The 25795-nt window shown below is 57.5% G+C and carries 26 protein-coding genes; 17 read left to right on the top strand and 9 right to left on the bottom strand.

From position 1 onward, the window contains the following. Positions 1–7: 7 nt before the first annotated feature. From ACR0KG_RS00405 to ACR0KG_RS00445, 9 genes are all read left to right on the top strand, one after another. Positions 8–1516: a PAS-domain containing protein gene (locus ACR0KG_RS00405; protein ID WP_480826157.1), complete on the top strand. Its 1509-nt coding sequence runs from the start codon at positions 8–10 to the stop codon at positions 1514–1516. Between the two features lie 41 nt (positions 1517–1557). Continuing rightward, positions 1558–2031 carry a tRNA (adenosine(37)-N6)-threonylcarbamoyltransferase complex ATPase subunit type 1 TsaE gene (gene tsaE, locus ACR0KG_RS00410; protein ID WP_480550402.1) on the top strand — a complete coding sequence of 158 codons (474 nt, stop codon included), beginning with the start codon at positions 1558–1560 and terminating at the stop codon, positions 2029–2031. Continuing rightward, positions 2028–3032: an aminoglycoside phosphotransferase family protein gene (locus ACR0KG_RS00415; protein WP_480543731.1), complete on the top strand. Its 1005-nt coding sequence runs from the start codon at positions 2028–2030 to the stop codon at positions 3030–3032. Before tsaE ends, ACR0KG_RS00415 begins: the two co-directional genes overlap by 4 nt. Next, positions 3029–3715: a nucleotidyltransferase family protein gene (locus ACR0KG_RS00420; protein ID WP_480543730.1), complete on the top strand. Its 687-nt coding sequence runs from the start codon at positions 3029–3031 to the stop codon at positions 3713–3715. Before ACR0KG_RS00415 ends, ACR0KG_RS00420 begins: the two co-directional genes overlap by 4 nt. Continuing rightward, complete coding sequence (gene addB, locus ACR0KG_RS00425; RefSeq protein WP_480826158.1) at positions 3708–6632, top strand: double-strand break repair protein AddB; 2925 nt, start codon at positions 3708–3710, stop codon at positions 6630–6632. The genes ACR0KG_RS00420 and addB overlap by 8 nt, the downstream gene beginning before the upstream one ends. After that, on the top strand, positions 6629–9988 hold the full coding sequence (gene addA, locus ACR0KG_RS00430) for a double-strand break repair helicase AddA (protein WP_480826159.1): 3360 nt from the start codon (positions 6629–6631) through the stop codon (positions 9986–9988). The genes addB and addA overlap by 4 nt, the downstream gene beginning before the upstream one ends. 60 nt (positions 9989–10048) lie before the next feature. Continuing rightward, the gene (gene trxA / locus ACR0KG_RS00435) at positions 10049–10369 is read left to right on the top strand and encodes a thioredoxin (RefSeq protein ID WP_480826160.1); all 321 of its coding nucleotides are present in this window, start codon (positions 10049–10051) and stop codon (positions 10367–10369) included. Positions 10370–10444: 75 nt separating this feature from the next. Further along, a complete protein-coding gene (locus ACR0KG_RS00440; RefSeq protein ID WP_480826161.1) occupies positions 10445–10795 on the top strand; it encodes a Lin0512 family protein in 351 nt (116 codons plus the stop codon). Continuing rightward, positions 10792–11154 (top strand): Lin0512 family protein, encoded by a 363-nt coding sequence (locus tag ACR0KG_RS00445; RefSeq protein WP_480550409.1) that lies wholly within the window; start codon positions 10792–10794, stop codon positions 11152–11154. Before ACR0KG_RS00440 ends, ACR0KG_RS00445 begins: the two co-directional genes overlap by 4 nt. Before the next feature lie 61 nt (positions 11155–11215). Here ACR0KG_RS00445 and ACR0KG_RS00450 read toward each other — a convergent pair whose 3' ends face one another. After that, positions 11216–11410: a DUF1127 domain-containing protein gene (locus tag ACR0KG_RS00450; protein ID WP_480826162.1), complete on the bottom strand. Its 195-nt coding sequence runs from the start codon at positions 11408–11410 to the stop codon at positions 11216–11218. 197 nt (positions 11411–11607) lie between these two features. On the opposite strand from ACR0KG_RS00450, the gene hslV reads away from it, so the two are divergent. Next, positions 11608–12165: an ATP-dependent protease subunit HslV gene (gene hslV, locus ACR0KG_RS00455; RefSeq protein WP_480550413.1), complete on the top strand. Its 558-nt coding sequence runs from the start codon at positions 11608–11610 to the stop codon at positions 12163–12165. Here hslV and ACR0KG_RS00460 read toward each other — a convergent pair. Further along, on the bottom strand, positions 12157–13398 hold the full coding sequence (locus ACR0KG_RS00460) for an MFS transporter (RefSeq protein ID WP_480550415.1): 1242 nt from the start codon (positions 13396–13398) through the stop codon (positions 12157–12159). The genes hslV and ACR0KG_RS00460 overlap by 9 nt on opposite strands. A gap of 188 nt (positions 13399–13586) precedes the next feature. Between ACR0KG_RS00460 and hslU the strand changes: the two genes are divergently transcribed. The 3 genes from hslU to ACR0KG_RS00475 all read left to right on the top strand — a co-directional run bounded on the left by hslU (position 13587) and on the right by ACR0KG_RS00475 (position 17315). Then, positions 13587–14894, top strand: a complete 1308-nt coding sequence (hslU, locus tag ACR0KG_RS00465; protein WP_480826163.1) for an ATP-dependent protease ATPase subunit HslU — start codon at positions 13587–13589, stop codon at positions 14892–14894. Between the two features lie 100 nt (positions 14895–14994). Beyond that, positions 14995–16098 (top strand): alpha/beta hydrolase, encoded by a 1104-nt coding sequence (locus ACR0KG_RS00470; RefSeq protein WP_480826164.1) that lies wholly within the window; start codon positions 14995–14997, stop codon positions 16096–16098. Then, entirely contained in the window at positions 16095–17315 is a 1221-nt protein-coding gene (locus ACR0KG_RS00475) for an MFS transporter (RefSeq protein WP_480826165.1), read from the top strand. Before ACR0KG_RS00470 ends, ACR0KG_RS00475 begins: the two co-directional genes overlap by 4 nt. Here the strand turns inward: ACR0KG_RS00475 and ACR0KG_RS00480 are convergent. The 3 genes from ACR0KG_RS00480 to ACR0KG_RS00490 are packed head-to-tail and all read right to left on the bottom strand — an operon-like array spanning position 17312 to position 19595. Continuing rightward, positions 17312–17899 (bottom strand): Smr/MutS family protein, encoded by a 588-nt coding sequence (locus ACR0KG_RS00480; RefSeq protein WP_170534288.1) that lies wholly within the window; start codon positions 17897–17899, stop codon positions 17312–17314. The genes ACR0KG_RS00475 and ACR0KG_RS00480 overlap by 4 nt on opposite strands. Then, complete coding sequence (gene mltA / locus ACR0KG_RS00485; protein ID WP_480543719.1) at positions 17899–18939, bottom strand: murein transglycosylase A; 1041 nt, start codon at positions 18937–18939, stop codon at positions 17899–17901. Before mltA ends, ACR0KG_RS00480 begins: the two co-directional genes overlap by 1 nt. Then, positions 18936–19595 carry a Tim44/TimA family putative adaptor protein gene (locus tag ACR0KG_RS00490; RefSeq protein ID WP_480826166.1) on the bottom strand — a complete coding sequence of 220 codons (660 nt, stop codon included), beginning with the start codon at positions 19593–19595 and terminating at the stop codon, positions 18936–18938. Before ACR0KG_RS00490 ends, mltA begins: the two co-directional genes overlap by 4 nt. Positions 19596–19703: 108 nt before the next feature. Between ACR0KG_RS00490 and ACR0KG_RS00495 the strand changes: the two genes are divergently transcribed. Further along, positions 19704–20204, top strand: coding sequence for an FxsA family protein (locus ACR0KG_RS00495; RefSeq protein WP_480826167.1), 501 nt, complete (start codon positions 19704–19706; stop codon positions 20202–20204). A 54-nt stretch (positions 20205–20258) separates the two neighbouring features. Further along, the gene (gene secB / locus ACR0KG_RS00500; protein ID WP_170534282.1) at positions 20259–20759 is read left to right on the top strand and encodes a protein-export chaperone SecB; all 501 of its coding nucleotides are present in this window, start codon (positions 20259–20261) and stop codon (positions 20757–20759) included. Between the two features lie 24 nt (positions 20760–20783). On the opposite strand, the gene dnaQ is transcribed toward secB, so the two are convergent. The 4 genes from dnaQ to ACR0KG_RS00520 are packed head-to-tail and all read right to left on the bottom strand — an operon-like array spanning position 20784 to position 23518. Next, positions 20784–21506, bottom strand: coding sequence for a DNA polymerase III subunit epsilon (gene dnaQ / locus ACR0KG_RS00505; protein ID WP_480826168.1), 723 nt, complete (start codon positions 21504–21506; stop codon positions 20784–20786). Next, on the bottom strand, positions 21499–22092 hold the full coding sequence (gene coaE / locus ACR0KG_RS00510; protein WP_480826169.1) for a dephospho-CoA kinase: 594 nt from the start codon (positions 22090–22092) through the stop codon (positions 21499–21501). The genes dnaQ and coaE overlap by 8 nt, the downstream gene beginning before the upstream one ends. Beyond that, a complete protein-coding gene (locus ACR0KG_RS00515) occupies positions 22089–22922 on the bottom strand; it encodes a shikimate dehydrogenase (RefSeq protein WP_480826170.1) in 834 nt (277 codons plus the stop codon). The genes coaE and ACR0KG_RS00515 overlap by 4 nt, the downstream gene beginning before the upstream one ends. Next, on the bottom strand, positions 22919–23518 hold the full coding sequence (locus ACR0KG_RS00520; protein WP_480826171.1) for a Maf family protein: 600 nt from the start codon (positions 23516–23518) through the stop codon (positions 22919–22921). Before ACR0KG_RS00520 ends, ACR0KG_RS00515 begins: the two co-directional genes overlap by 4 nt. 404 nt (positions 23519–23922) lie before the next feature. Between ACR0KG_RS00520 and ACR0KG_RS00525 the strand changes: the two genes are divergently transcribed. Further along, complete coding sequence (locus tag ACR0KG_RS00525) at positions 23923–24372, top strand: CopD family protein (RefSeq protein ID WP_480826172.1); 450 nt, start codon at positions 23923–23925, stop codon at positions 24370–24372. 122 nt (positions 24373–24494) lie between these two features. Beyond that, positions 24495–25766 (top strand): transcription termination factor Rho, encoded by a 1272-nt coding sequence (gene rho / locus ACR0KG_RS00530; RefSeq protein WP_170656900.1) that lies wholly within the window; start codon positions 24495–24497, stop codon positions 25764–25766. Positions 25767–25795: the final 29 nt, after the last annotated feature.

Consider the following 25795-nt stretch of genomic DNA (forward strand, 5'->3'; position numbering starts at 1 on the left):
GTTTCCTATGGCTGACTGGATCATCCTGGCCTCAATCAGTTTGGTTTCATGTTGTCTGGCCGTTCAATGGCTATTGCCGCGGCGCCCGCGGCGGGATGACAGCTATGGACTGTTTTCAAACGCGTCCTTGTTTGACGCCGTCTTTCTGTTCGACGGGGCTCGGTTGATCAGCCATTCGGACATCGCTCTGGCCGGATTTGACGATGTCAAAAACTGGAGCGGTCTGCACCGCCTGTTGCAAAGGGATTTTCCCACCTTTCCTGAAACGCCTGAACTGGTGCGCGATCAAGGCAATCTGGTTGTCTCGGCCATCGACTGCACTGTCGAACGCGAGGTTTTGTGCGAATGGATCGACGGAATCGTCCGGGTGCAACTACACGAACCTACCCGACCAACCGAAACACATATGCGCGACCCCAATGACCCGATCCGGAACGCGATGGATCAGGCGCCCTATCCGGTTTGGCTGCTGGATCACAACGGACAGGTCAGATGGTGCAACACCGCCTATATTGCTGTCGCGCGCAAGGCGCGTGGCCCGGACGTGGACCTGACCGCGCCCCTGTTTTCCAATGCGGATGACAAACCGGGGCCCAGTGGCAAAGCGCGTGTCGCGGTCAAGGTTGATGATTGCGACAGCCAGCTTTGGTTCGATTTGACTCAAGTTGATGACGAACAAGGGTGTCTGTGCTACGCAGTCGACATCAACGCCATTGTCCAGGCAGAAACCGCCCAGCGCAAATTCGTGCAGACGATGACAAAAACCTTTGCGCAGCTGTCAATTGGTCTGGCCATTTTCGACCGCAACCGCCAACTGGCCCTGTTCAATCCGGCACTGATTGATCTGACGACATTGCCGCCTGACTTTCTCAGCTGTCGCCCCAGCCTCTCCAGCTTCTTTGACATGCTGCGCGAACAACACATGATGCCAGAGCCAAAGAACTACCGCTCGTGGCGCAATCAGATGAACGATCTGCTCGAAGCGGCAGAGGACGGAAACTATCAGGAAACCTGGTCTTTGCCCTCAGGGTCGGTCTATTCGGTCAGCGGACGGCCACATCCCGATGGCGCGGTGGCCTTTTTGTTCGAAGACATCACCGCCGAGATCACGTTGACCCGCCGTTTCCGGTCAGAAATGGACCTGATGCAATCCATCTTTGACAAGCTGGCAGATGCGATCGCGGTGTTTGCCGATGACGGCACGCTGGCCTTTACAAACTACGCTTATCAACAGCTATGGGGCGATCCGGCGGACGCGGGGTTTCAGGCGGAAACAGCCATGGATGTCACCCGGAAATGGCAGGAGCATTGTGTCGCAACACCTGTTTTGGGTGAGATTCGCGATTTCATCGAAATGCGCGATAACCGGGCCGAATGGTCGGCCGAGATTGGCATGCGCGACGGCACGAAATTGGACTGTACCGTAACCCCAATGCAGAACGGTGCGACCATTGTCCGATTTGGTCATGAGGCTCTGATCAGCAGGCAGCCTACAATCGAACAAATCAGCGCCTGAACCGGGTTGCAGCCGCCCAGACGTGGGGCCATTGTGGCGGCATGACAATGCCGCCCCATTCCATGACCCTGGTTTCACCCGAAGACACGCTCGCATTGGCGGCCCGATTGGGGACGGAATTGGCCGTTGGCGATGTTCTACTACTGGAAGGTTCGATTGGAAGCGGCAAGACCCATTTCGCACGCAGCCTGATCCAATCTCTGATGCAGGTGCCCGAGGACGTGCCTTCACCTACATTCACGCTGGTGCAGGCCTATAACACCACGGTAGGTGAAATCTGGCACTGCGATCTCTACCGGTTCAGCTCGGTCGATGAGGTTGAGGAACTGGGCCTGATCGATGCCTTTGAAACTGCAATCTGCCTTGTCGAATGGCCCGAGAAGCTAGGTCCATTAGCTCCACAATCCGCGCTGACCATGTCCTTTGCGATAGATCCGAATGAAACCGAAACACGGCATCTGACACTTACGTGGTCTGACCCGAAATGGACGCATAAGCTAGAGGCGATCACATGACAAACCGTGCCGTATTGGCCGAGGCCCTGATCGCGCAGACACCATGGGCTGGCGCCCAGCGCGCGCACCTGGCAGGGGATGCCTCGAACCGACGATATGAACGGCTGACCGACCCGGCGACCGGTCGGACTGCCGTTCTCATGGATGCACCACCAGAAAAGGGTGAGGATGTCGACGCTTTTGTGCGTGTCGCCGAATATCTGCGCTCGGTCGGGCTGAATGCGCCGGAAATCTACGCGGAAGATTCCGAGTTCGGCTTTCTGCTGCTAGAGGATTTTGGCGACGATCTGTTTGCGCGTGTTCTGGATCATGATCCGGGTAAAGAGCGACTGCTTTATGGGGCCGCAACCGATGTTCTGGTGCACCTGCATCAGGCGCCACTGCTGTCACTGCCATCATACGACCCTGCCCTGATGACTGACCTTTCGGCCCTGTCGTTCACCAAATACGCCCAAGGCATTCAGGGCGGTTATGACCACGCAGCGATGGACCGATTTCAAACCCGGTTTTCGGACCTGCTGCATCAGGAAACTTCGGGTCAGAAAGTTGTCATCCAGCGGGATTATCATGCCGAGAATCTGATCTGGTTACCGGACCGGGACGGCGTGCAACGTGTCGGATTGCTGGACTTTCAACTCGCGATGCTGGGGCACCCAGCCTATGATCTGGTGTCGCTGTTGCAAGATGTGCGCCGCTCGGTTTCCGCAGGAACCGAAATGCAGATGATCAATCGCTACATCACGGCCTCTGGTGCAAACGATCACGACTTCAGAGCTGCCTATGCGGTGCTTGGAGCACAGCGGAATCTGCGCATTTTGGGCGGTTTCTCTCGTCTGGCCATGGAGTACGGCAAGCCGAAATACATCGATCTGATTCCGGCCACCTGGTCTCATTTGATGCGCGATCTGGAACACCCTGCCCTGATCCCGGTGGCCCAATTGCTGCGAGACGCTTTGCCCGAACCCACGCCCGACAATCTGGCCAAGCTGAGGGCCGCATGACCGACACTCCAACCGCTGTCATGATGTTTGCTGCCGGGTTTGGCACCCGGATGGGAGGGTTGACGAAGGATCGCCCCAAACCGCTGATCGAAGTGGCTGGCCGCGCCTTGATTGATCACGCGCTGGATCATGTTGAGACGCTGGGGCCGGAACGTGTTGTGGCCAATCTGCACTACCGCGCCGATCAACTGGCGGCGCATCTGATACCCAAGGGTGTGCTCCTGTCGCGGGAAGAGCCTGAGATATTGGAGACCGGCGGGGGGTTGCGTGCTGCCTTGCCCCTGCTGTGCTCGAACCCGGTTTTCACGATGAACACAGATGCCATCTGGGCCGGTCCGAACCCTTTGACATTGCTGCAACAAGCGTGGGATCCCGAGCGCATGGATGCGCTACTGATGTGTATCCCGATTGGGCGCACGATTGGTCACGGCGGTGACGGGGATTTCACCGCCGATGCAGACGGTCGGATCACACGCGGGCCAGGGCTGGTCTATGGCGGGGCGCAGATCATCAAGACCGACGGGTTGCAGGATTTCGCTGAACCGGCCTTTTCGCTGAACCTGCTTTGGAACCGGATGCACGCGCAAAGTCGCCTGTTTGCGGTCGAGTATCCCGGCCGCTGGTGCGACGTTGGGCGACCCGAAGGGATCGCGCTGGCCGAGGGGCTGCTGGCCGATGTTTGACGCCAGCCCCCTGCCCCGTGTCTTTGCCGTTCCACCCGGCGCGGATTTTCCCAAAGCGCTGGTTGACGGGCTACGCCAGCGCAGCGCTGGCCCGCCCGAAGCACTGGCCCGCGTGCAACTGGTGGTCAATACCCGCCGGATGGCGCGCCGCGTACGGGACCTGTTCGATGAGGGGCCGCCTTGTCTGCTGCCACGGCTGTCTTTGGTCACAGATCTGGGCGAAAGCGCTGATCTGGCACAAATTCCACCCGCCATCCCGCCGCTGCGACGGCGCTTGGAGCTGACACAGCTGGTCGCCAAACTGCTGGATCAACAACCGGATTTGGCAGCGCGGGCTTCGCTGTTCGATTTGTCCGACAGCCTGGCCGCATTGATTGATGAGATGCAGGGCGAAGGTGTACATCCCGATGCGATCCGTCAGCTGGATGTCAGTGATTTGTCCGGGCATTGGGCACGCGCACAGGCTTTCATCGGGATCACAGATCATTTCGTCGATGCGGGCGATCAAACAATGGATTCACAGACCCGGCAACGCCGGGTGGTTGAGGCCCTGATCGCGCGGTGGGCAGAGTCCCCTCCTCAGCACCCGGTCATTCTGGCGGGCTCAACTGGATCGCGGGGCACCACTTTGATGCTGATGCAGGCCATCGCGCGACTGCCGCAGGGGGCACTGATCCTGCCGGGGTTTGATTTCGACCAGCCGCGGGCGGTCTGGGATCGGTTGGATGAGGCGCTGATTTCGGAAGACCATCCGCAGTTCCGGTTCCGAAAACTGATGCGAGAGCTGGGCTTGACCCCAGATCAAATCCAGTCTTGGACAGGGGGTGAGCCCCCCTCTCGCGCACGTAACCGTTTGGTATCATTAGCCTTACGCCCGGCACCCATCACCGATGCGTGGATGTCCGAAGGGCCGCAGCTGACAGATCTGGATCAGGCAACAAAAGACCTGACACTGGTCGAGGCGGATTCACCCCGATCCGAAGCGCTGGCCATCGCCTTGCGCCTGCGTGAGGCCGCAGAAACTGGCCAGACAGCCGCGCTGATCACCCCTGACAGGATGCTGACCCGGCAAGTCAGCGCAGCGCTGGACCGGTGGAACATTTTGCCCGATGACAGCGCGGGTCTGCCCTTGCAGCTGTCACCTCCGGGCCGCTTCCTGCGCCATGTTGCGGGCCTGTTTGCCCGGCGTCTGGACGGTGAGGCGCTGTTGACCCTTCTGAAACACCCCCTCTGCCATGATGGTGGAGAGCGTGGCACCCATCTGCTACAGACCCGCGATCTGGAACTGGACCTGCGTCGCCATGGCCCCCCGTTTCCGGATCGTGTCAGCCTAACGGCGTCGGCTATCCGAACCGAAGCATCCACAGACTGGATTGGCTGGGTTGGTCAGCATCTCTGCGATCAGCAGGTCTCGGGCACGCTTCCGCTTTCCGATTGGGTCACAAGGTTACGGGATCTGGCCGAAGCGATCTCGGCTGGCTCTGCTGGTGAACAAGGTACGCTCTGGGACAAGAACGCGGGTCAGAAGGCGCTGGGCGTCCTGACTACCCTGCAAGATGAGGCCCAACATGGCGGCCCGATGACTGCACATGACTTTGCAGACCTTCTGGGGGCATTGCTGGCCGGGGAAGAGGTGCGCGACCGCGACGCACCGCATCCCCATATCATGATCTGGGGAACGCTCGAGGCACGGGTGCAAGGGGCTGATTTGCTGATCCTCGGCGGGTTGAACGAAGGCAGCTGGCCCGAAGCCCCGGCTCCAGACCCCTGGCTGAACCGGCAGATGCGCGATAAGGCAGGCCTGTTGCTGCCAGAACGCCGGATCGGCCTTTCGGCGCATGACTTTCAACAGGCCATCGGCACGCCCGAGGTTTGGCTGACCCGCGCAACCCGTTCGGATGATGCACAAACCGTACCCTCGCGCTGGTTGAACCGCCTGACCAATCTGCTGAATGGCCTGCCGGATCAGGGGGGGCAGGCGGCGCTGTCTGATATGAAGGCGCGGGGGAATACATATCTGAGTTGGGCCAAGACACTGGAACAAGCGCCTCGGATTGACCCGGCACCCCGTCCATCTCCGCGCCCTCCGGCTGCTGCGCGGCCGCGCCAGTTGTCGGTAACAGAAATCAAACGCCTGATCCGCGACCCTTATGCGATCTACGCCAAACATGTGCTGCGCCTAAGGCCGCTTGATCCTTTGGTGCAAGCCCCGGATGCCCTGCTGCGTGGGATCGTTGTTCATGAAATCCTTGAACATTTTGTCAAGGAAAGTGTGTTGGACACCGCCTTGCTGACGCGCGAGAATTTCCTGAGACGCGCCCATGATTTGTTGGAAAAGCACGTCGCATGGCCCACCGCCCGCAAGCTTTGGCTGGCGCGGCTGGCCCGAATTGCCGACGATTTTCTACGCGCCGAGACTGCCCGGCGCGGTGATGGCGGGCCGGTAGCCTTTGAAGCTGTAATGAAACTGGTGCTGACTCCACTAGATTTCACCATTGCCGGGCGCGCCGACCGGATTGACCGCAACAGCCGGGGTGCATTGCGGATCATCGATTACAAAACTGGCGTGCCGCCGAGTGAAAGCCAGCAGGCCAAGTTCGACAAGCAGTTGCTGATCGAGGTGGCGATGGCCGAGCAAGGAGCCATTGAAGGGATCGACCCAACGAATGTGGCCGAGGCAATCTTTATCGGGATGGGTGGCAGTTACAAAGAAGTCGCAGCCCCGTTGATCAAAGAACCAACGGATAAGGTTCTGGCAGATCTGAAACAGCTCATTTCCGCCTATTTAGAGCCTGATCAGGGGTTTTCATCCCGCCGGATGCTGCACAAGGACACAGATATCGGCGATTATGATCATCTGGCGCGATTCGGTGAATGGGACCGTTCTGCCGAGACCCGGCCAGAGGATCTGACATGACCCCGCGCAATGATGCGACCGAGCGGCAAGTGCAGGCCGCGCGCCCCGATGCCTCAACCTGGCTGGCTGCCAATGCGGGCTCGGGCAAGACACGGGTTCTGACCGACCGCGTGGCACGGCTGTTGCTGGATGGGGTGCAGCCGCAGCACATCCTGTGCCTGACCTACACCAAGGCTGCGGCCAGTGAGATGCAGAACCGTCTGTTCAAGCGTCTGGGCGAATGGGCTATGCTGGACAACCACGGCCTTGAAAGCGAACTGGTCGATTTGGGAGTAACAGGAGCGATTAACCCAGATCGATTGGCACAGGCGCGGACCCTGTTCGCCCGCGCTATCGAAACACCGGGTGGGCTGAAAATTCAGACGATCCACTCGTTTTGCGCCTCACTTCTGCGTCGTTTCCCGCTGGAAGCGGGTGTCAGCCCTCAATTTGCAGAAATGGAAGACCGAGCGGCCGCACTGTTGCGCGATGAAATCATCGAAGATTTCGCCGAAGGCCCTCAGGCTTCGCTGATCGAAGATGTGGCCCAGTTTATCACCGATACTGGATTTGACAGGCTGACAGCGGCGGTAACCCAAAGGCGAAGCTTGTTTGATCAACCTTTGCAGTGGTCCGACCTTCTGGATCGGTTTGGTTTGCCCGATAGGTTTGATGAAAATAGCCTGCTGTCCCAAGTATTTATAGGCGGAGAGGTTGAGCTGATTCAATCAATCCTGCCTACGCTTACCGAAAGCGGCGGCAACAATGCCAAGGCGGCGGAAAAACTGGCCGGGGTTACCGAGACTCGATTAACGCAATTGCCAATACTCGAAGGGGTTTTCCTGAGCGGAAAGGCAGCGAAAGAGCCGTTTTCGGCCAAGATTGGCAGTTTCCCCACAAAAGCGCTGCGCGAGGGCGCGCTGGCCGACCGGATGCCTCAGCTAGAGGCGCTGATGTTGCGGATCGAAGCAGCACGAGAACAGCGCCTAGCACTGGTCGCCGCGCAGAAAACAGCCGTTCTGCACCGTTTTGCCGCCGCGTTCCTGCCCGAATACGAACGTCGCAAGCAATTGCGCGGTTGGCTGGATTTCGACGATCTGATCCTGCGCGCGCGGCAAGTGCTGAACGACCCGGCAGTCGCGGAATGGGTGCTGTATCGTCTGGATGGTGGCATCGACCACATTCTGGTGGACGAGGCACAAGACACCAGCCCGGACCAATGGGACGTGATCGAGAAACTCGCGCAGGAATTCACCAGCGGGGAAGGGGCCCGGTCGGGGGTCGAGCGCACGATTTTCGTGGTCGGGGATAAAAAACAATCGATCTATTCGTTCCAAGGCGCAGACCCGCAAGCCTTTGATCGGATGCAGGCAGAGTTTGGGCAGAAACTGGCGGAATCAGGCTCTAAGCTGGAGAGATCCGAGCTTGCTTATTCCTTTCGTTCCTCAAGCGCGATCCTTTCTTTGGTCAATATTCTGTTTGAAGAGCATGCTGAAGCGGGCTTTCAGGACGAGGCGCTTCACATTGCTTTCAAGGAAGGCCTGCCAGGGCGTGTCGATCTTTGGCCGGCTATCGAGAAGGTCGAGGATGATGAAGACGGCGACTGGACCGACCCCGTAGACCGGCCCGGATCGCGCCACCACACGGTTCTTCTCGCCGACCAGATTGCATCATCGATCCAGGAAATGATCGAGGGCGATGTAACGATCCCAGAAGACGGTCAGGAGCCCGACACTTTCGTGCGCCGCAAAATACAGCCGGGTGATTTTCTTATCCTTGTTCAGCGTCGCTCGGATCTGTTTGCCGAGATCATACGCGCGTGTAAGGCCAAAAAGCTGCCCATAGCAGGGGCGGATCGGTTGAAAGTGGGTGCAGAACTGGCGGTCAAAGACCTGGCAGCGTTGCTGAGCTTTCTCGCCACGCCCGAGGATAGCCTGTCGCTGGCCACCGTTCTGAAATCCCCATTGTTCGGCTGGACCGAACAGGCGTTGTTTGATCTGGCCCATCGACGGCAGGAAACCTACCTTTGGGCGTCATTGCGCAACCGGGCAGAAGAATTCCCCGAAACGCTCGCCATGCTCAACGATTTGCGCAGCCAAATCGACTTTCTGCGCCCTTACGACCTGATCGAGCGCATTTTGACCCGACACGATGGGCGGCGAAAGCTGCTTGGGCGGCTCGGGGCCGAAGCGGAGGATGGGATCAATGCCCTGCTGTCGCAGGCCTTGGCCTATGAACGGACCGATATTCCCAGCCTGACCGGCTTTCTGGTCTGGATGCAGACCGATGATCTGGAAATCAAACGGCAGATGAGCGGTGTGGGCAACATGATCCGCGTCATGACGGTGCATGGCTCAAAAGGGTTAGAAGCGCCCATTGTGATCCTGCCCGACACCGGAAAACGCCAGGCCCCGCGCGATGCTGAGATCATGGTCGCAGACGGGACCCCACTTTGGAAGGTTCCGGCGGATGCCTCACCCAAACTAATCGCTCGGGCGCGGGACGAGGCGCGCAACCGAGAAGAAAATGAGCGGTTGCGGCTACTCTATGTGGCTCTAACACGGGCTGAAAAGTGGTTGATCGTGGCGGCGGCGGGCGATGTCGGCAAGGATGGGTCCAGCTGGTATCAGATGGTTGAGGCCGCGATGGCGCGGGCAGGGGCAACACAACTGGACGGAACAAATACGCGGCGGTTGGCGCATGGTGACTGGGACACATTACCCCTTGTCGCGCATTCAGAACCGCAGGAACCAAACCTCGATCTGCCCGAATTCTACAAATCACCCGCGCAAGATGCGCCTCAGACCCCAGAAACCCTCAGCCCATCCGATCTGGGCGGGGCCAAGGCGCTACCTGGTGACGCGGGTCAGGATGAAGACGCCGCAAAGCTGCGCGGCACGCGGCTGCATCTGCTGCTGGAACATTTGCCCGGTACGGCGCAGTATAGCTGGCCCGAGCTTTGCGCCCGCGTTCTGCCCGATATGCAGGACGGGGAACGAAATGAGCTGCTGGCCGAAGCCACAGCAGTTCTGACGACCGCACATCTGGAATCCATATTCGCGCCCGATGCGCTGGCTGAGGTTCCCGTGTCTGCCGACCTAAACGGGCAGCGCATGCATGGGATTATCGACCGGTTGATCGTGACCGACACCGAAGTGCATGTGATTGATTTCAAATCAAATGCTACGGTCCCCGTATCCGCCGAAGCCTGCCCCGAAGGTCTGCTGCGGCAGATGGGCGCCTACGCGCAGGCACTGGCTCAGATCTATCCTGATAAGACCATCCGCACCGCGATCCTTTGGACGCGCAATGCTGAACTGATGTGGCTGCCACACGATCTTGTGACGGGCGCGCTGGCCCGCACCCAGATATCTTGACCTTCCCCACGGCGGCACCTACGTTCTGATCCCAAGTTTACCCCATTCAGGAGACAGAATATGTCGACCGTTGCCGTTACCGACGACACCTTTGACGCCGAAGTCAAGAACTCGGCCGTTCCCGTAGTTGTGGACTTCTGGGCCGAATGGTGCGGCCCCTGTAAGCAGATCGGCCCCGCACTGGAAGAATTGGCCGCCGAGTATGGCGACAAGTTAAAGATTGCCAAGGTCGATGTGGACAGCAACCCAAACGCGGCCGCGGCCATGGGCGTGCGTGGCATCCCGGCATTGTTCATCTTCAAGGACGGTCAGGTGGTCTCGAACCGCGCGGGCGCGGCGCCCAAGGCCGCTCTGCAAAGCTGGATTGACGAATCCATCTGATCCGACTGAGATCAGAGAAAGACCAAAGGCGCCTGTTCCCGGGCGCCTTTTTTGTTGAAAGGCCGGAGAAGGCAGATGGCAAAAACAAGGGTATTGGTGGAATTCGGTATGGGAACGTCCCTGCGCCGTGCGGATTACACCGAAGCCGCGCTGCGCGCGATCAAGGACGCGCTGTGGCATAATTCGATCAACATGGCCGAGCTGTTCGGCTTTCCCAAAGAGGCGATGATCATCGATGTCGAAATCGGGGTGCAGCAGCCCGAACAGGTGGATGCCGATAAGCTTTTGGCTGTGTTTCCGTATGGAACCCCCAGCATTACGGTTGCCAAGGGCGGCCTTGATATCGAGAAACCGGGCGGGCAGGGCCCAACGGTGATCGCCAATGCAGCATTGGCTGTTTCTTTTGATATGGAGGCCGCGCAATGAGTGAACAGCGTATCATTCTTGAGATGGGGATGGGGAACGACCTGTACGGTCAGGATTACACCAAGGCTGCACGACGGGCGGTGCAGGATGCACTGCATCATTCCTCGATCACATTGTTTTCGAACCTGGGAATCAATCACACCGAGATGCGGGTCCAAGTGACGATTGGTGTGCAAAGCCCCGATCAGGTCGATTGTGATCTGGTCGCAGCTGATCTTCCACGCGGCAAAGCCGAAGTGCGCGCGGTTCTGGGTGGACAGGATGTAGTGGATAAGGCCGTTGGCACGCGACATGTGGTTGCCACTGCCGCGATTGAGGCCTTTGTGCCATCTCAGCTAGGGAAATACGTCCAAAGCTGACAATGAAAAAGCCGCTCGGGTATCCGGGCGGCTGTTCCGATTTGGCGATCCGGTCGAAGAATCAGAGCTTCGCGATATCCGCGCGAACCAAGCCAATGTCTTCCAGCTGGGTATCGGTCAGCTGAGACAGCAGTTTGCGGGTTTTGCGGCTCTCGTTCCATTCAACAACGGTTTCAAAAGCGTTCGAGAACGCGTCCACTACGTGCAGGATGGTAGCTGCTCCGAGCGGCGCATGAATATTTGCAGTGGTTGCCATGTGCGCAGTCCTTGGATTTGAAACAGCCGACCCGTTGTCGGTTGTAAGCCTCATGTAGGATGCGCGACCCGGACTCACAATTGCTCGTTTGACAGTCCCGATCTGCGTCTATTGCATATCTTTTACGCAGTTTTAGAACGGGTTGCGCCGATCCCGCGCGCAGCCCATATATAGCGACAAGCAGAACGGAGGCTTTCATGGCAGACAGCGATTTCCCCGGTTGGCACGGCACGACCATCATTGGCGTCAAGAAAGGCGGGCAGGTTGTCATTGCCGGGGACGGGCAGGTCAGCCTGGGCCAGACCGTGATCAAGGGCACCGCCCGCAAGGTACGCCGTTTGTCGCCGGGCGGGTTCGAGGTGGTTGCTGGTTTTGCCGGATCAACAGCAGACGCCTTCACACTGCTGGAGCGGCTGGAAGCCAAGCTTGAAGCCACGCCCGGCCAACTGGCCCGCGCCTCTGTGGAACTGGCCAAAGATTGGCGCACCGACAAATACCTGCAAAAGCTTGAGGCGATGCTGATTGTCACCGATGGCAAGGACCTGTTAGTGATCACCGGGGCAGGGGATGTGCTGGAACCCGAGCACAACGTGGCTGCCATCGGATCGGGCGGGAACTTCGCGCTCGCCGCAGCCCGCGCGATGATGGACAGCGACAAAGAGGCCGAGCAGGTGGCGCGCGAAGCGATGGCGATTGCCGCGGATATCTGCGTTTATACCAACGGCAATCTGACTATCGAGACAATCTCAGGCTAACAGCGCCTTAATCTCTTTCCCTTTCCAGCGGCGGTGCATCCCGATCAGACCAAAGATCGCGGCCACAACGACGATGTAGTAGGGCACGCGGATATCGATGCTCATCAACCCGCCGCCGATTAAGGACATGATGCCACCCGCCAGGCAGAATACTGCGGTGGTCACGCCCATAACCCAGCCCTGATCCGTCTCGCTGACGGATGATGAAAACAGGCCCAGCAGGGTCGGGTAGGCGACGCCGAACAGGAAGTAGAAGAAGAACACCGGCACAAAGCTAAGTACCCCGCTGGGGCTGAAGGCGAATGCCAGCCCGCAGATCACCATGACGATCAGCGCAGTGTAAATGATCTGATGCTTGCTGAACCTCTCTTGTGCAGGTTTGACAAGGAACGTGCTGGAAAATGCCAGCGCAAAGCCAATGACCACCATCGCCATGCTGCCACCTATCACGCCATAGCCGAAACGGCTGGTCAGGAAGTTGTCAACAAACACGTAGAAGGTCACGTTGGCGATCATGAAGAAGGAATAGACTGGCAGGATTTTCAGAACCATCGGGTGGCCGCGCACGGCGATCAGGCTGTCAGTGATGTCGCGCGGGCGAAAGACAAAAGGCTCGCGTTCGGTGCGGGTGTCCTTGAAGTATGTCATCACAAGGAAGATGGCGATCAGCACGAGGACAAACGCGCCATAAAACGGGGTTTTCAGCGTCGCGTAGCTGCCCAGCAGGGCGGCATCTGACAGAACGGCTCCGATAATCGGGCCGCCCACAAGGCCAAAGCTGACGCCCGTCACGATATACCCCATGTTTCGGTCACGGTCCGCAGCATCTGTGCTGCCGTCGATCATTGCTGCCTGCGCGATGGGCTGGTTGCCTGCCGTGAACCCTGTGATCGACCGCCCGACAATCAGCATGATCAGACTGTTCATATAGAGCGCCGCGATGGTCAGAGCATAGCCTACCAGCGCCCCACCCAGACAAACCAGCAAAGCATTCTTTCGCCCGATGGAATCTGAGACTTTCGAGACATAGACCACACCAAGAAACCAGGACAGGAAGAAGCACCCAATCACGAGGCCATAGTAGAAATGCCGCTGTCCTTCGGGTGTGCTGTCAGGCAGGAAGCCCGATTTCGTTTCCATGATCAGCGAGTTGATTATCGGAAAAACAAGGCCTTGTCCGATCAGGTCCACAAACACCACAAATAGCAGGGTGATCTTGGCGATTTTCGTCATCTCTGCGCTCCTGACCCGCAAGGCATTGAAATCACTGTAACAGAGTGGGCGCGCTTCACCTATAGAAAGCATTGCAAACCGGGTGGTGCATTGCTAACCAACGCTGCCAATACAGCCACTTGGTTGTTTTCATGCCGCACATGATTACCTAAGCCCAAGTTTGACCTGCCGACTGAAAGGACTGCGCCTTGACCGACCTGACCCCGCGCGAGATTGTCTCGGAACTGGACCGTTTCATCATTGGTCAGAAAGACGCCAAGCGCGCCGTTGCCGTGGCGTTGCGCAACCGCTGGCGGCGCAAGCAGCTGTCTGATGACATCCGCGATGAGGTCTATCCAAAAAACATCCTGATGATTGGCCCCACCGGTGTGGGCAAAACCGAGATCAGCCGCCGCCTGGCCAAGCTGGCGCGCGCACCTTTTATCAAGATCGAGGCCACCAAGTTTACCGAGGTCGGTTACGTGGGCCGTGATGTTGAGCAGATCGTCCGCGACCTAGCCGACGCCGCCATCGTTCAAACCCGCGAATACATGCGCGAGGATGTCAAAGCGCGCGCGCATCAGGCCGCCGAGGATCGTGTAATCACCGCCATTGCAGGCGAAGACGCCCGTGAGGGCACGCGTGAGATGTTCCGCAAAAAGCTGAAAGCGGGTGATCTCGATGATACAGAGATCGAGCTGGAGCTATCGGAAACCGCAAACCCGATGCCGATGTTCGATATTCCCGGCCAACCGGGTGGCCAGATGGGGATGATGAATCTGGGCGATATCTTCGGCAAAGCCTTCGGCGGGCGTACCGTCAAGAAACGGATGACCGTCGCCGAAAGCTACGACGCCCTGATCGGCGAAGAGGCCGACAAGCTGCTGGATGATGAAACCGTCAACCGCGTGGCACTGGAGTCGGTTGAACAAAACGGCATTGTCTTTCTGGATGAAATCGACAAGGTCTGCGCCCGGTCAGACGCGCGCGGTGGCGATGTAAGCCGCGAAGGGGTACAGCGCGACCTGCTGCCCCTGATCGAAGGCACGACGGTCAGCACCAAACATGGCCCGGTGAAAACCGACCATATCCTGTTCATCGCTTCCGGGGCCTTCCACATCGCCAAGCCGTCGGACCTGTTACCTGAGCTTCAAGGACGCTTGCCCATTCGGGTCGAATTGCGTGCGCTGACCGAAGAAGATTTCGTGCGCATCCTGACCGAAACTGACAACGCCCTGACCCGCCAATATACCGCCCTGATGGGTACCGAAGAGGTTACGGTCAGCTTTACCGAAGACGGCATTGCGGCGCTGGCGCGGATCGCGGCGGATGTGAACCAGAGCGTCGAAAACATCGGCGCGCGGCGGCTCTACACCGTGATGGAGCGTGTGTTTGAGGAACTGTCCTTTACCGCACCCGACAAGGCCGGGACCGAGATCACCGTCAATGCCGCCTTCGTCGAAGAAAACCTGGGCGAGCTGACCAAATCCACCGACCTGAGCCGTTACGTTCTGTAACAGATTCAGCTGGATTTTGCCGCCGCAGATTCCCCGTGTCACTGGACGCGAGGGCAGAAATCGATAGCTTAGCGCAAAGCATTTCCGAAGGTCTTGTGCATTGCGCTATGTGGTCATTCTGTTTCTGATTTTCTCGGTTGGGGCCTGTGTCGACAGAACCGTCACAGAAACAGTGCCCTCGGCACTGTCTATTGGTACACCCAAGACGGTGTTCGCCAGCACCTCGCGCGCAAAAGAACCGGATGGATCCTATGGGTTCCGGCGCGGCGACAGCCTTCGCTTTCTTGAAACCACTGTTTCAATCCCCCCGACCCATACACCCGGGACGCTTAAGTTTTCATACGCCAATGCAAACCCGAAGAAAGAGTTTGTGCTGGCCAATGTGACTGAATTGGATGGCCCGAACGGGTTAAAAGAACATCTGCAGGGTCAGGATGACGTGACGATTTTCGTCCATGGCTACAATTCGACCCAGACCGAAACCCTGTTCCGGGCGGCGCAGCTGTCGAATGATATCGGAATACCCGGCTCGATCCTGGTTTATTCATGGCCCAGCCGCGCAACGGGGTTTGGCTATGCCTATGATCTGGACAGCATGCTGTTCGCGCGCGATGGGCTGGAACAAACGGTTCGCAGTTTGAAATCCATGGGCGTGAAACGCGTTGTTCTGGTCGCGCATTCCATGGGTGGCGCGCTGTCGATGGAGATGATGCGACAGGCCGAGTTGAAAGAACCTGGCTGGGCCAAAAGAAATCTGGAGGGTGTTGTTCTGATCTCACCCGATCTGGATGTTGATCTTTTTCGATCTCAGATGACCCGGATTGCAAACCCGCCCGACCCGTTCATCGTGATGGTGTCGCAGAAGGACAAGATACTCAATATCTCGGCTCGCCTACGCGGAACTGCAGAAGGTGAGCGTTTGGGGAACATCAGTTCGATCGAAGCGCTGGAAGAGTTTCCGATCAACGTGATCGACACAACTGCGTTCAACAGTGATGCGCAATCCTCGCATTTCGTGGCAGCCACTTCGCCAGCGCTTTTGGCGATTCTCGGCTCGGTCCGGCGCGTCAGCGGCACGTTCGGACCAGATGACGGGCGCAGCCGGGGCATCAACACTCTGGTGCCTGAAGATCAACGCAACCCCGATGGCGCAACCGAAATTGTGCTGACCGAAACCGGACAGGCAGAGGTGACAACGCCGTGACGCGGTTCAACCTGCGTCAATTCCTTCATGACAATGCAACCTGGCTTGGCGCTGGTGTCCTGTTGACCTTCCTGTCCAGCTTTGGGCAGACATTCTTCATCTCGGTCTTTGCTGGGGAAATCCGCGCAGCTTATGGGCTGAGCCATGGGGTCTGGGGCGGGCTTTACTCACTGGGCACCTTGGTGGCAGCAGGGGTGATGATCTGGGCCGGAGGTTTAACAGATGTGTTCCGCGTCCGCGTTCTGGGGCCTGTTGTCCTTGCGGGGCTTGCCCTAGCGGCACTTGCGCTGGCTTGGAACACCTGGGGCGCCCTTTTGCCGGTGGTCATCTTTCTGCTGCGGCTGTTCGGGCAGGGGATGAGCACCCATCTGGCACAAGTTGCCATGGCACGCTGGTTTACCGCATCACGTGGCAAAGCCCTGTCCATCGCCTCGCTGGGCTATTCCATCGGTGAGGCTCTGCTGCCCCTCAGTTTTGTTGCTGCAATGGCTTTTGTGGATTGGCGCTGGCTTTGGGTTTTGGTGGCAGGTCTGATCCTGTTAGGTATTCCGGTTCTGGTCCGTCTACTGCGTCAGGAACGAACACCCCAAAGCCTTGCGGATGAATATGCGTCAACGGGAATGCAGGGCCGTCACTGGACCCGTCGTGAGGCGCTTTTGCATCCGCTGTTCTGGTGCATGGCGCCGGCCATATTGGGGCCCTCGGCGTTCATCACGGCCTTTTTCTTTCATCAGGTCCATTTGGCCGAGGTCAAAGACTGGGCTCATATCCAATTGGTGGCCTTGTTCCCGATCTTTACCGTCGTTTCGATCGTCTCAATGTTTGCGGCGGGATGGGCATTGGACAAATGGGGCACCGCCCGGATCATGCCATTCTATCAGATACCAATGGCGATGGGCTTTGGCGTCATGGCCTTTGCAGACACCATCGGCATCGCTTTGATTGGCTTGATCTTCATGGGCATCACCGGCGGGGCCCATAACACATTGCCCAGCGCGTTTTGGGCCGAGTTTTACGGCACCCGACATATCGGGGCCATCAAAGCCTTGGCAACCGCGCTGATGGTATTAGGCTCTGCGATAGGTCCGGTTTTGACCGGTGTTTTGATCGACCTTGGTGTCCCGCTCAGCCTACAATTCCTGTGGATCGCAGCGTTTTTCCTGCTGGTTTGCGCATTAATCGGTTTGGGTATCCGGCGCGCGAGAACTGATTTCTAACGTGTGCGTCTTAGGTAGACGTAGTAAGCCCCGTCTCCACCATGGCTGATATGGGCCGGGGTCACCTGCATCACCGCCTGCGCCAGCGGCGGGATGGACAACCAGTGCGGCACCTGATTGCGCAGCACGCCGCGCGGGGTCGGGATAGGGCCGGGTTCGTCCCGATCCTTACCCTTGCCGGTAATCACCAGCACCAGCCGCTTGCCTTGTGCCTGCGCCGTCAGAACAAAGCGCACCAGTGCCGGATGTGCTGTTTCAATCCGCATCCCATGCAGGTCCAGCTTGCCCTCGGGCTTCAGCTTGCCGCGCTTCATCCGACCGAACGCCTTGGTGTCCATCTGAACTGGCGCAGCGCGCAACGTTTCCGTTATCGACGGCTTCAAACTGTTTCCGGACGGTCTGCCTTGATGGGTCTGGCCCAGTTCAAAAGTTTCGAGCCGAGGTTTCGGCAGCTTCTTGGGCGTCGGCTTGGGCAGGGTTGTCGGGTGCACGGTCTGAGGCACCTCGGGATGCAACCGTTCAGCCTGTTTAGTGACCTTGCGCCAAAGCTCGATCTCGTCACTTGTCAGTTTGCGCCGGGTCATCAGAATTCATCCGGCAACAAGGCGTAAGCACGTTGAATGGGTAGCAACAGGATCATCCGGCCCGGATCTTTCAGCCTGCCAGCAGCTTGCCCAGCCTCGTCACCAGTTCCAAAAAAGATATCAGCCCGCTGCGCACCTTTGATGGCAGATCCGGTATCCTGTGCAATCATCAATCGGCGCAGAGGGTTTGCACCATCTTTCTCGACCCAGACCGGTGCACCCAGCGGTGTATACACCGGATCGGCGGCAATACTGCGCATGGTGGTCACAGACCGGTTCATGGCGCCCAACGGCCCCAATTCGGGCGCAACGCGGCTCACTTCGCGGAAGAACACATAGGAAGGGTTGTGAAACAGCAGCTCGGCCCCAGCCTGTGGGTTCTTGCGCACCCAAGCGCGGATCATCTGGGCGCTGACTTCGTGCGATCCCAGAATCCCGCGCCGGATCAGTTCAACGCCTATCGACCGATAAGGGTGCCCATTGGCACCACCATAGCCAACGCGCAATGCGCCACCATCGGGCAGCTTTACCCGGCCCGAGCCCTGAATCTGCAGAAAGAAAAGTTCGACCGGATCATCAACCCAAGCAATTTCCAGGCCACGGCCTTGCATCACATCACTGGTCAGGATTTCCCGACGGCTCAACCATGGCCCATCACTTCGGGCTTCGGGCGGCATTTTGTAGATCGGATATTTGAAGCGTTCGGTGCGGACCCTCGAACCATCGAGTTCAGGCTCGAAATACCCGGTGAACAGCGCGTCCTCGCCATCCTCAACCAGAACCGGGCGAAAGAACAGCTCGAAGAAGGCGCGTGCGGCATCCGCATCATAGCTGCGCGCAACACCGCAAAGCGAGCGCCAATCCGGATGTCCCAGATCACCGCAGGTGTTCAGAAAAACGGAAAGGGCCGCGCCGTGATCATCCTCGGCCCAGCCCTGTAAATCATCAAATGACAGAATGGATCGCGTCACCTCTGCTCCGGTGGCGCTGGCGGTGGTCATTGCACCCACCAGAAAAAGCGACCGGAGCGTTGCAATCATGCGTCCGTGGCGACAAGCAGCCAGTTCGGATCGTCCTTGCCCATCACACGGGCAAAGGTCCAGCTGTCCTTTTGGCGTTTCACGGTGTTCGGATTGCCTTCGATGATGTCGCCACCACGATCCCGCACGACCGAGGTCAACTCGCCCACGAACTTCATGGTGATCTCGGCCTCATTGGTGTCCTTGTCGAATTTCACATCCGTCAGGGTGGTTTCACGCACGCCGATGAATTCCGCCTCGATCGTAAGGCCCTTGTCTTCGCGATCGGCAACAACCGAAACAAACGTGTCAAACACCTCTTCCGACAGGAAAGGCTGGATTTCATCCAGATTGCCCTTTTCAAAGCCCATTACGATCATCTCATAGGCACCGCGTGCACCCTGAACAAACTCGCTGACCGAAAAGCTGGGCTCGATCCGCTTCATGGCGGCCAGAGTTTGTGCCTGATCACTGTCTTCCGGCACATGGTCGGTGATGTCATGATCGGGGCCGCCCTCGATCACCTCAAAATCACGGCGCGACGTGCTTGTATCGGGTTGATGCGGGACAGGAGGCTTTTCAAAACCCTCACGCGAACCCAATACGCTTTTCAAGCGCAGGATCAGGAAAACGGCAATTCCGGCCAGGACCAGCAACTGGATCATGGGTTCGTTCATTTCATCCTCTTCTCAGAGCCAAGACTTTGTGTACACGGCCTCTTGCCACTATGTAGGTGACAGTGCGAGGCAAGTCCACCGCCGGGCCATATGGAAAGGATAGCGCAAATGTACCTGTTCTTGGCATTTTTGTTGGTGCCGATCATCGAAATCGCTCTGTTTATTCAAGTGGGTGGTCTGATCGGCCTGTGGCCAACGCTGGGAATTGTGGTTTTTACAGCGGTTTTGGGCACTGTTTTGGTGCGGACACAAGGTCGCATGGCGCTGGGACAGTTGCAGCAATCCTTTGCCAAACTGGATGACCCGACCGAACCGCTGGCCCATGGCGCGATGATCTTGCTGTCAGGCGCGTTGCTTCTGACACCCGGCTTTTTCACCGATGCCATTGGATTTGCACTGCTTATCCCGGGTGTCCGGGTCGCGGTGTTTCGCTATCTAAAGTCCAAAGTCAAAGTCACCCAATTCCAGATGGGGTCCGGGGCGGGCTTTCATACCCAACATCGCCCTTTTGATCAGGGTGATGTGATTGACGGAGAATTTACCGAGGTGCGCCCCCGGAAAGACCCCTCAAAACCATCGAAATGGGTCGAAGGCCCCCACGAGCATTGAGGTGCCGCGCCCAAGTTGATAAGCAGTGGCGAATTTCATTTTTGGAGTAGATCCATGGCCGAAGAAAACGCTGCAGAAAACACTGCGGCACAAACTGCCCCTCAGGTGCAAATGCGCGTTCTGGGACAGTTCATCCGCGATATGTCCTTTGAAAACGTGATGGCGCAAAAAGGCGTGTCGGGTGACGTACAGCCCGAAATTCAGGTTCAGGTGAACCTGGATGCCAAGAAACGCCCGAACGAGCATCAGTTCGAAGTGTCGATCAAATTGAACCTGACCTCCAAAGCCAAAGGCATGGATGATGTCCTGTTCCTATGCGAGCTTGACTATTGTGGCCTATTCCATGTGGAAGGTGTGCCAGAAGATCAGATGCACCCGTTCCTGATGATCGAATGCCCCCGGATGCTGTTCCCGTTCCTGCGCCGCATCGTCAGCGATGTAACCCGTGACGGTGGTTTCCCACCGGTTAACTTGGACAATATCGATTTCGTCGCGCTGTATCGCAACGAGTTGATGCGCCGTCAGGCAGCTCAGGCGGAAAAGACCGACGCCTAAGGTTCTGACCCGTGCCTGAATGGATCAGGCGCGGGTCCACAGGGCGCTGTCGCCCAATTTCTCGACAAATACCTCATGCGCTGCGCGTTCCTCATCGGTGATCCGAGAGGGCAGCGGTGTTGCGCGTGGGCTTGGCCGCCAATCATCTGCTCCACCTGGACCCGAGGTAGCAGAGGTGGACAGGCCGAAATCTGGCTGACGGCCGCCGATCAGTTCCAGATAGACCTCGGCCAAGATCTCCGAGTCGAGCAAGGCCCCGTGCAGCACCCGGTTCGAATTATCGATGTTGAACCGACGGCATAGCGCATCCAAAGACGCAGGCGAGCCGGGAAAGCGTTTCCGCGCGATGGCCAACGTATCAATTGCTTGATCCATCGGCAGCGGGGCCATACCCATCCATTTTAGTTCTGCGTTCAGGAACTTCATGTCGAATGAGGCGTTGTGGATCACCAGCTTTGCGTCGCCGACAAAATCGCGAAACCCCTGACCGACCTTGGCGAAAACCGGCTTGTCTTTCAATGTAACTTCACCCTTTTCAGCCGGGCGCGGAGTTTCCAGCAGGTCGGGGCCAATCCCATGCACACCAAACGCCTCTTCCGGCATGGACCGTTCGGGGTTGATATAGACATGATAGGTCTCACCCGTGGCGACATGGTTCCACAATTCAACCGCGCCGATTTCCACGATCCGATCCCCGCTTTCGGGATCGAACCCAGTGGTTTCGGTATCAAGTACAATCTCACGCATCTGCCGTCCCCGCCCGTATCTGCCTGACCACATCTTGCACCTGTGCGCGAGCGTGGTCCAGAGTGTCGGTCACGATCACATAATCCGACCGCGCGCATTTCTCGTCATTTGGCATTTGTTTGGCGCGGATCTGTTCGAACTGCGCCTCGGTCATCGTGCCTCGCGACATGACCCGGCGCTTTTGTTCTTCGGGTGGAATAGAAACACAGGCTACCGCGTCCATGGCTTCATTGCCGCCGGTTTCGAATAGCAGGGGAATGTCAAAGACCAGAATATCCGCTGTTGCGTTTTCGCGGAATGTGGCACGGTCTGCCGCGACCAGAGGGTGGACAATGGCCTCAATGGCTCTCAACGCAGACCCGTCCTGTGAAATAATCTGTTTCAACGCCTCCCGGCTGACCGCTCCGTCAATGATGGCGTCAGGATAGGCCGCACCCATCGGGGCAACCGCCGCACCACCCGGCGCATAAAGCCGGTGCACAGCCGCGTCCGCATCCCACAGCGCGCAGCCTTCGTCGACAAACATCTGAGCCGTGGTGCTTTTGCCCATACCAATCGAGCCGGTCAGGCCAAGCGCAAAACTCATGCCAAAGCCGCCGCACGGGTGTCGGCGTCAACCTCTGGCCGGACGCCGAACCAACGTTCAAACCCGGGAACCGCTTGATGCAGCAACATACCAAGACCGTCGACTGTAGTGCACCCGGCCTCTTCCGCTGTTTTCAGAAGATTAGTCTTCAAAGGTGCGTAAACCAGATCAGTCACCACCGCACCGGGTTGCAACCCATCCAATGGCACCCGCAGTTCCGGTTGGCCCTGCATGCCCAGAGACGTTGTGTTCACCACAAGTTCTGCATTTTCGACGACATTTCCGGCCTGAACCCAATCGACCACGGTAATGCGCTGACCGAATTCTTCTTTCAGATGCTCCGCCCGCGCACGGGTGCGGTTGGTCAGCAGAATCTCGGGCACGCCCGCATCCGCCAACGCTTGCAACACTGCCCGTGCTGCGCCGCCTGCACCAAACACAACCGCAGGGCCATCCTTGGCATTCCAATCCGGCGCGCTGTTGCGAAGGTTTTCCATAAACCCATAGCCGTCGGTGTTGTCGGCATGAATTGAACCATCTTCGCGGAATACCAATGTATTCGCGGCCCCGATCACCGTTGCCCGGTCAGAGACATGATCAGCAATCCGCAAAGCGGCTTCTTTATGGGGCACGGTCACGTTCGCGCCGACAAACCCGGCCTTGGGCAGTGTTCGCAACACGGTCTCAAGATCCGCTGGGGCCACATCCATTGGAATATAGTGCCCCGGCAGCCCATACGTTTTTAGCCAATGCCCATGCAGCGTGGGCGACCGAGAATGCCCAATCGGATGCCCAATCACCCCGGCCAGGGGAACACGATAGTCTGTCATTGATCGATCACCCCTTTGACAGCCAGATAGTTGAGCAGCTCCAACAGGGGCATACCCAAAACGTTAAAATAGTCGCCGTCAATGGTCGCAAACAGGCGCACGCCTTCTTCTTCCAACTTATAGGCCCCGACAGCATGACGAATACTGTCCCAATTCCGATCAACATAATCGCGCAGATAGGCATCTGAACTCATGCGCATCCGCAGACGGACCTGACCGACGTGTCGCCAGATCGGCTCTCCATCCTGATAAATCACCGCTGCAGACAACAGCATATGCCGCTTGCCCCGCATTGCCTTGAGCTGTGCCAACGCATCCTCGGGCGTTTGTGGTTTCGACAGCAGTTGCCCCTCAAAATCCAACAGCTGATCACACCCCAGCACCATCGCGCCAGGAGACTTATCACTGATCTTACGCGCTTTCATTTCCGCAAGCGCATCCCCGATGTCGCGGGGTGAGGCATCTTCGGCCAGCAATGCGCGCCTTATGGAATCCTCGTCCACGCGCGCGACTTGAGCAGTAAAAGGCACGCCTGCATTTCTCAGCAGTTGCGCGCGAATGGTTGAGCCCGAGGCCAGGATGATGGGGACAGACATGTGGAAAACCCCGTGTGCAAATCAATGAGCGGTCTTGAACGCTTTGTATGGTTTTCAGATTGACACGCAAGCCCGGGAAAAACCCGCGAAACTTCCCTGAGTCGCTCAAACACTGTCCAGCCGGGACAAGGATAAGTCTGGATCACAGGATAACTCTATCCCCCATAGATATTCTGTCAGTTATCCCCATCTTTCAAAGAATGATAAAGTTATAAATATTTGATATATATATGATATTTATGAAATTCACAATAATCATCTAAGCTTCGGTAAAATTGTCCACCTGGGGAAAACTGAAGGGCAAAAAAGTAATCCACGGAAATTACCTACACTACAAAACCATCATCCTTTCTTCTTTCTTCTTTTTTTATTAGGGAAAGGGTCGAACAACGTTCGGAGCCAAAATGACTGATCTTCTTTTCACGATCTACCCGTGGGTGAAGGCGCTCCATATCATGGCCGTAATCTCTTGGATGGCCGGCTTGTTCTATTTACCCCGACTATTCGTCTATCACGTGGAGAAAGCGCAAACAGTCGATGGCGCTCAAAAGATTTTCTTTGAAATGGAAGAAAAGCTGCTACGGGTGATCATGGGACCGGCCAGTATCGTGGCTTGGGTTTGTGGGCTGATCATGGTGTTCACACCAGGCATCGTCAGTTGGGATTTCGTCTGGCCTTGGACCAAAGGGGCGGCTGTGATCGGGATGACTTGGTTTCATCATTGGCTCATGGCCCGCCGAAAGGACTTCGTTGCAGGCCGAAACACGCTCACAGGGCGCCAGTATCGCATGATGAACGAGGTTCCGACCGTTTTGATGGTGGTCATCGTCCTGTCGGTTGTTTTGAAGTTCTGACGGCCTGTTTGACTCTTTCCAACTAAGCGCTTATCTACACCGCAACACGCCCGTCCGGGCGGCGTATTTTCCGTACTGAAATTCCACTTCGTGCCGCGCTATCAGCGGTGAAGGTATGTATCATGACAACTGAATCCCTGAATCTGGCCGATCTGAAAGCCAAAAGCCCCAAAGACCTTCTGGCGATGGCCGAAGAGCTGGAGATCGAAAACGCCTCGACCATGCGTAAAGGCGAGATGATGTTCCAGATCCTGCGCGAACGCGCAGATGAGGGCTGGACCGTTGGTGGCGACGGTGTGCTGGAAGTCCTGCAAGACGGCTTCGGCTTTCTCCGCTCGCCCGAGGCGAACTATCTGCCGGGTCCGGATGATATCTATGTCTCGCCTGACATGATCCGTCTGCATTCGTTGCGGACTGGCGACACCGTCGAAGGTGAGATTAAAGCGCCCGATGATAATGAGCGTTACTTTGCGCTGACTAAGGTCACCAAGATCAACTTTGAAGATCCCGAGAAGGCCAAGCACAAGATCCTGTTCGACAACCTGACGCCTCTGTATCCCGATGAGCGCTTGAAGATGGAGATCGAGGATCCGACCATCAAAGACAAGTCGGCCCGTGTGATCGACCTGGTCTCGCCCATCGGTAAAGGCCAGCGTTCGCTGATCGTGGCGCCTCCGCGGACCGGTAAGACGGTGATCCTGCAGAACATTGCGCACTCTATCGAACAGAACCACCCGGAGTGTTACCTGATCGTCCTTCTGATTGATGAGCGCCCGGAAGAGGTGACGGACATGCAGCGCTCGGTGAAAGGTGAGGTTGTGTCCTCGACCTTTGACGAACCCGCAACGCGCCACGTGGCTGTATCCGAAATGGTGATCGAAAAAGCCAAGCGTTTGGTCGAACATAAACGAGATGTTGTTATCCTTCTCGATTCGATCACAAGACTTGGTAGGGCATTTAACACTGTGGTCCCATCGTCGGGTAAAGTTCTGACCGGTGGTGTGGACGCAAACGCGCTGCAACGGCCTAAACGTTTCTTCGGTGCCGCGCGGAATATCGAAGAGGGTGGTTCGCTGACCATCATCGCCACCGCGCTGATCGACACCGGCAGCCGGATGGACGAGGTCATCTTTGAAGAATTCAAAGGAACCGGTAACTCAGAAATAGTTCTGGATCGCAAGATCGCAGACAAGCGCGTGTTCCCAGCCATCGACATCCTCAAATCCGGCACACGGAAAGAGGACCTGCTGGTCGACAAGGGCGATCTGGCCAAGACATTCGTTCTGCGCCGTATCCTCAACCCGATGGGCACGACCGATGCAATCGAGTTCCTGTTGTCCAAGTTGAAACAGACGAAGACCAACGGCGAGTTCTTCGATTCGATGAATACCTGACACAGGTCTAAACTGACGCGAGGCCTTCG

The organism is Ruegeria sp. H4 (assembly GCF_056533065.1).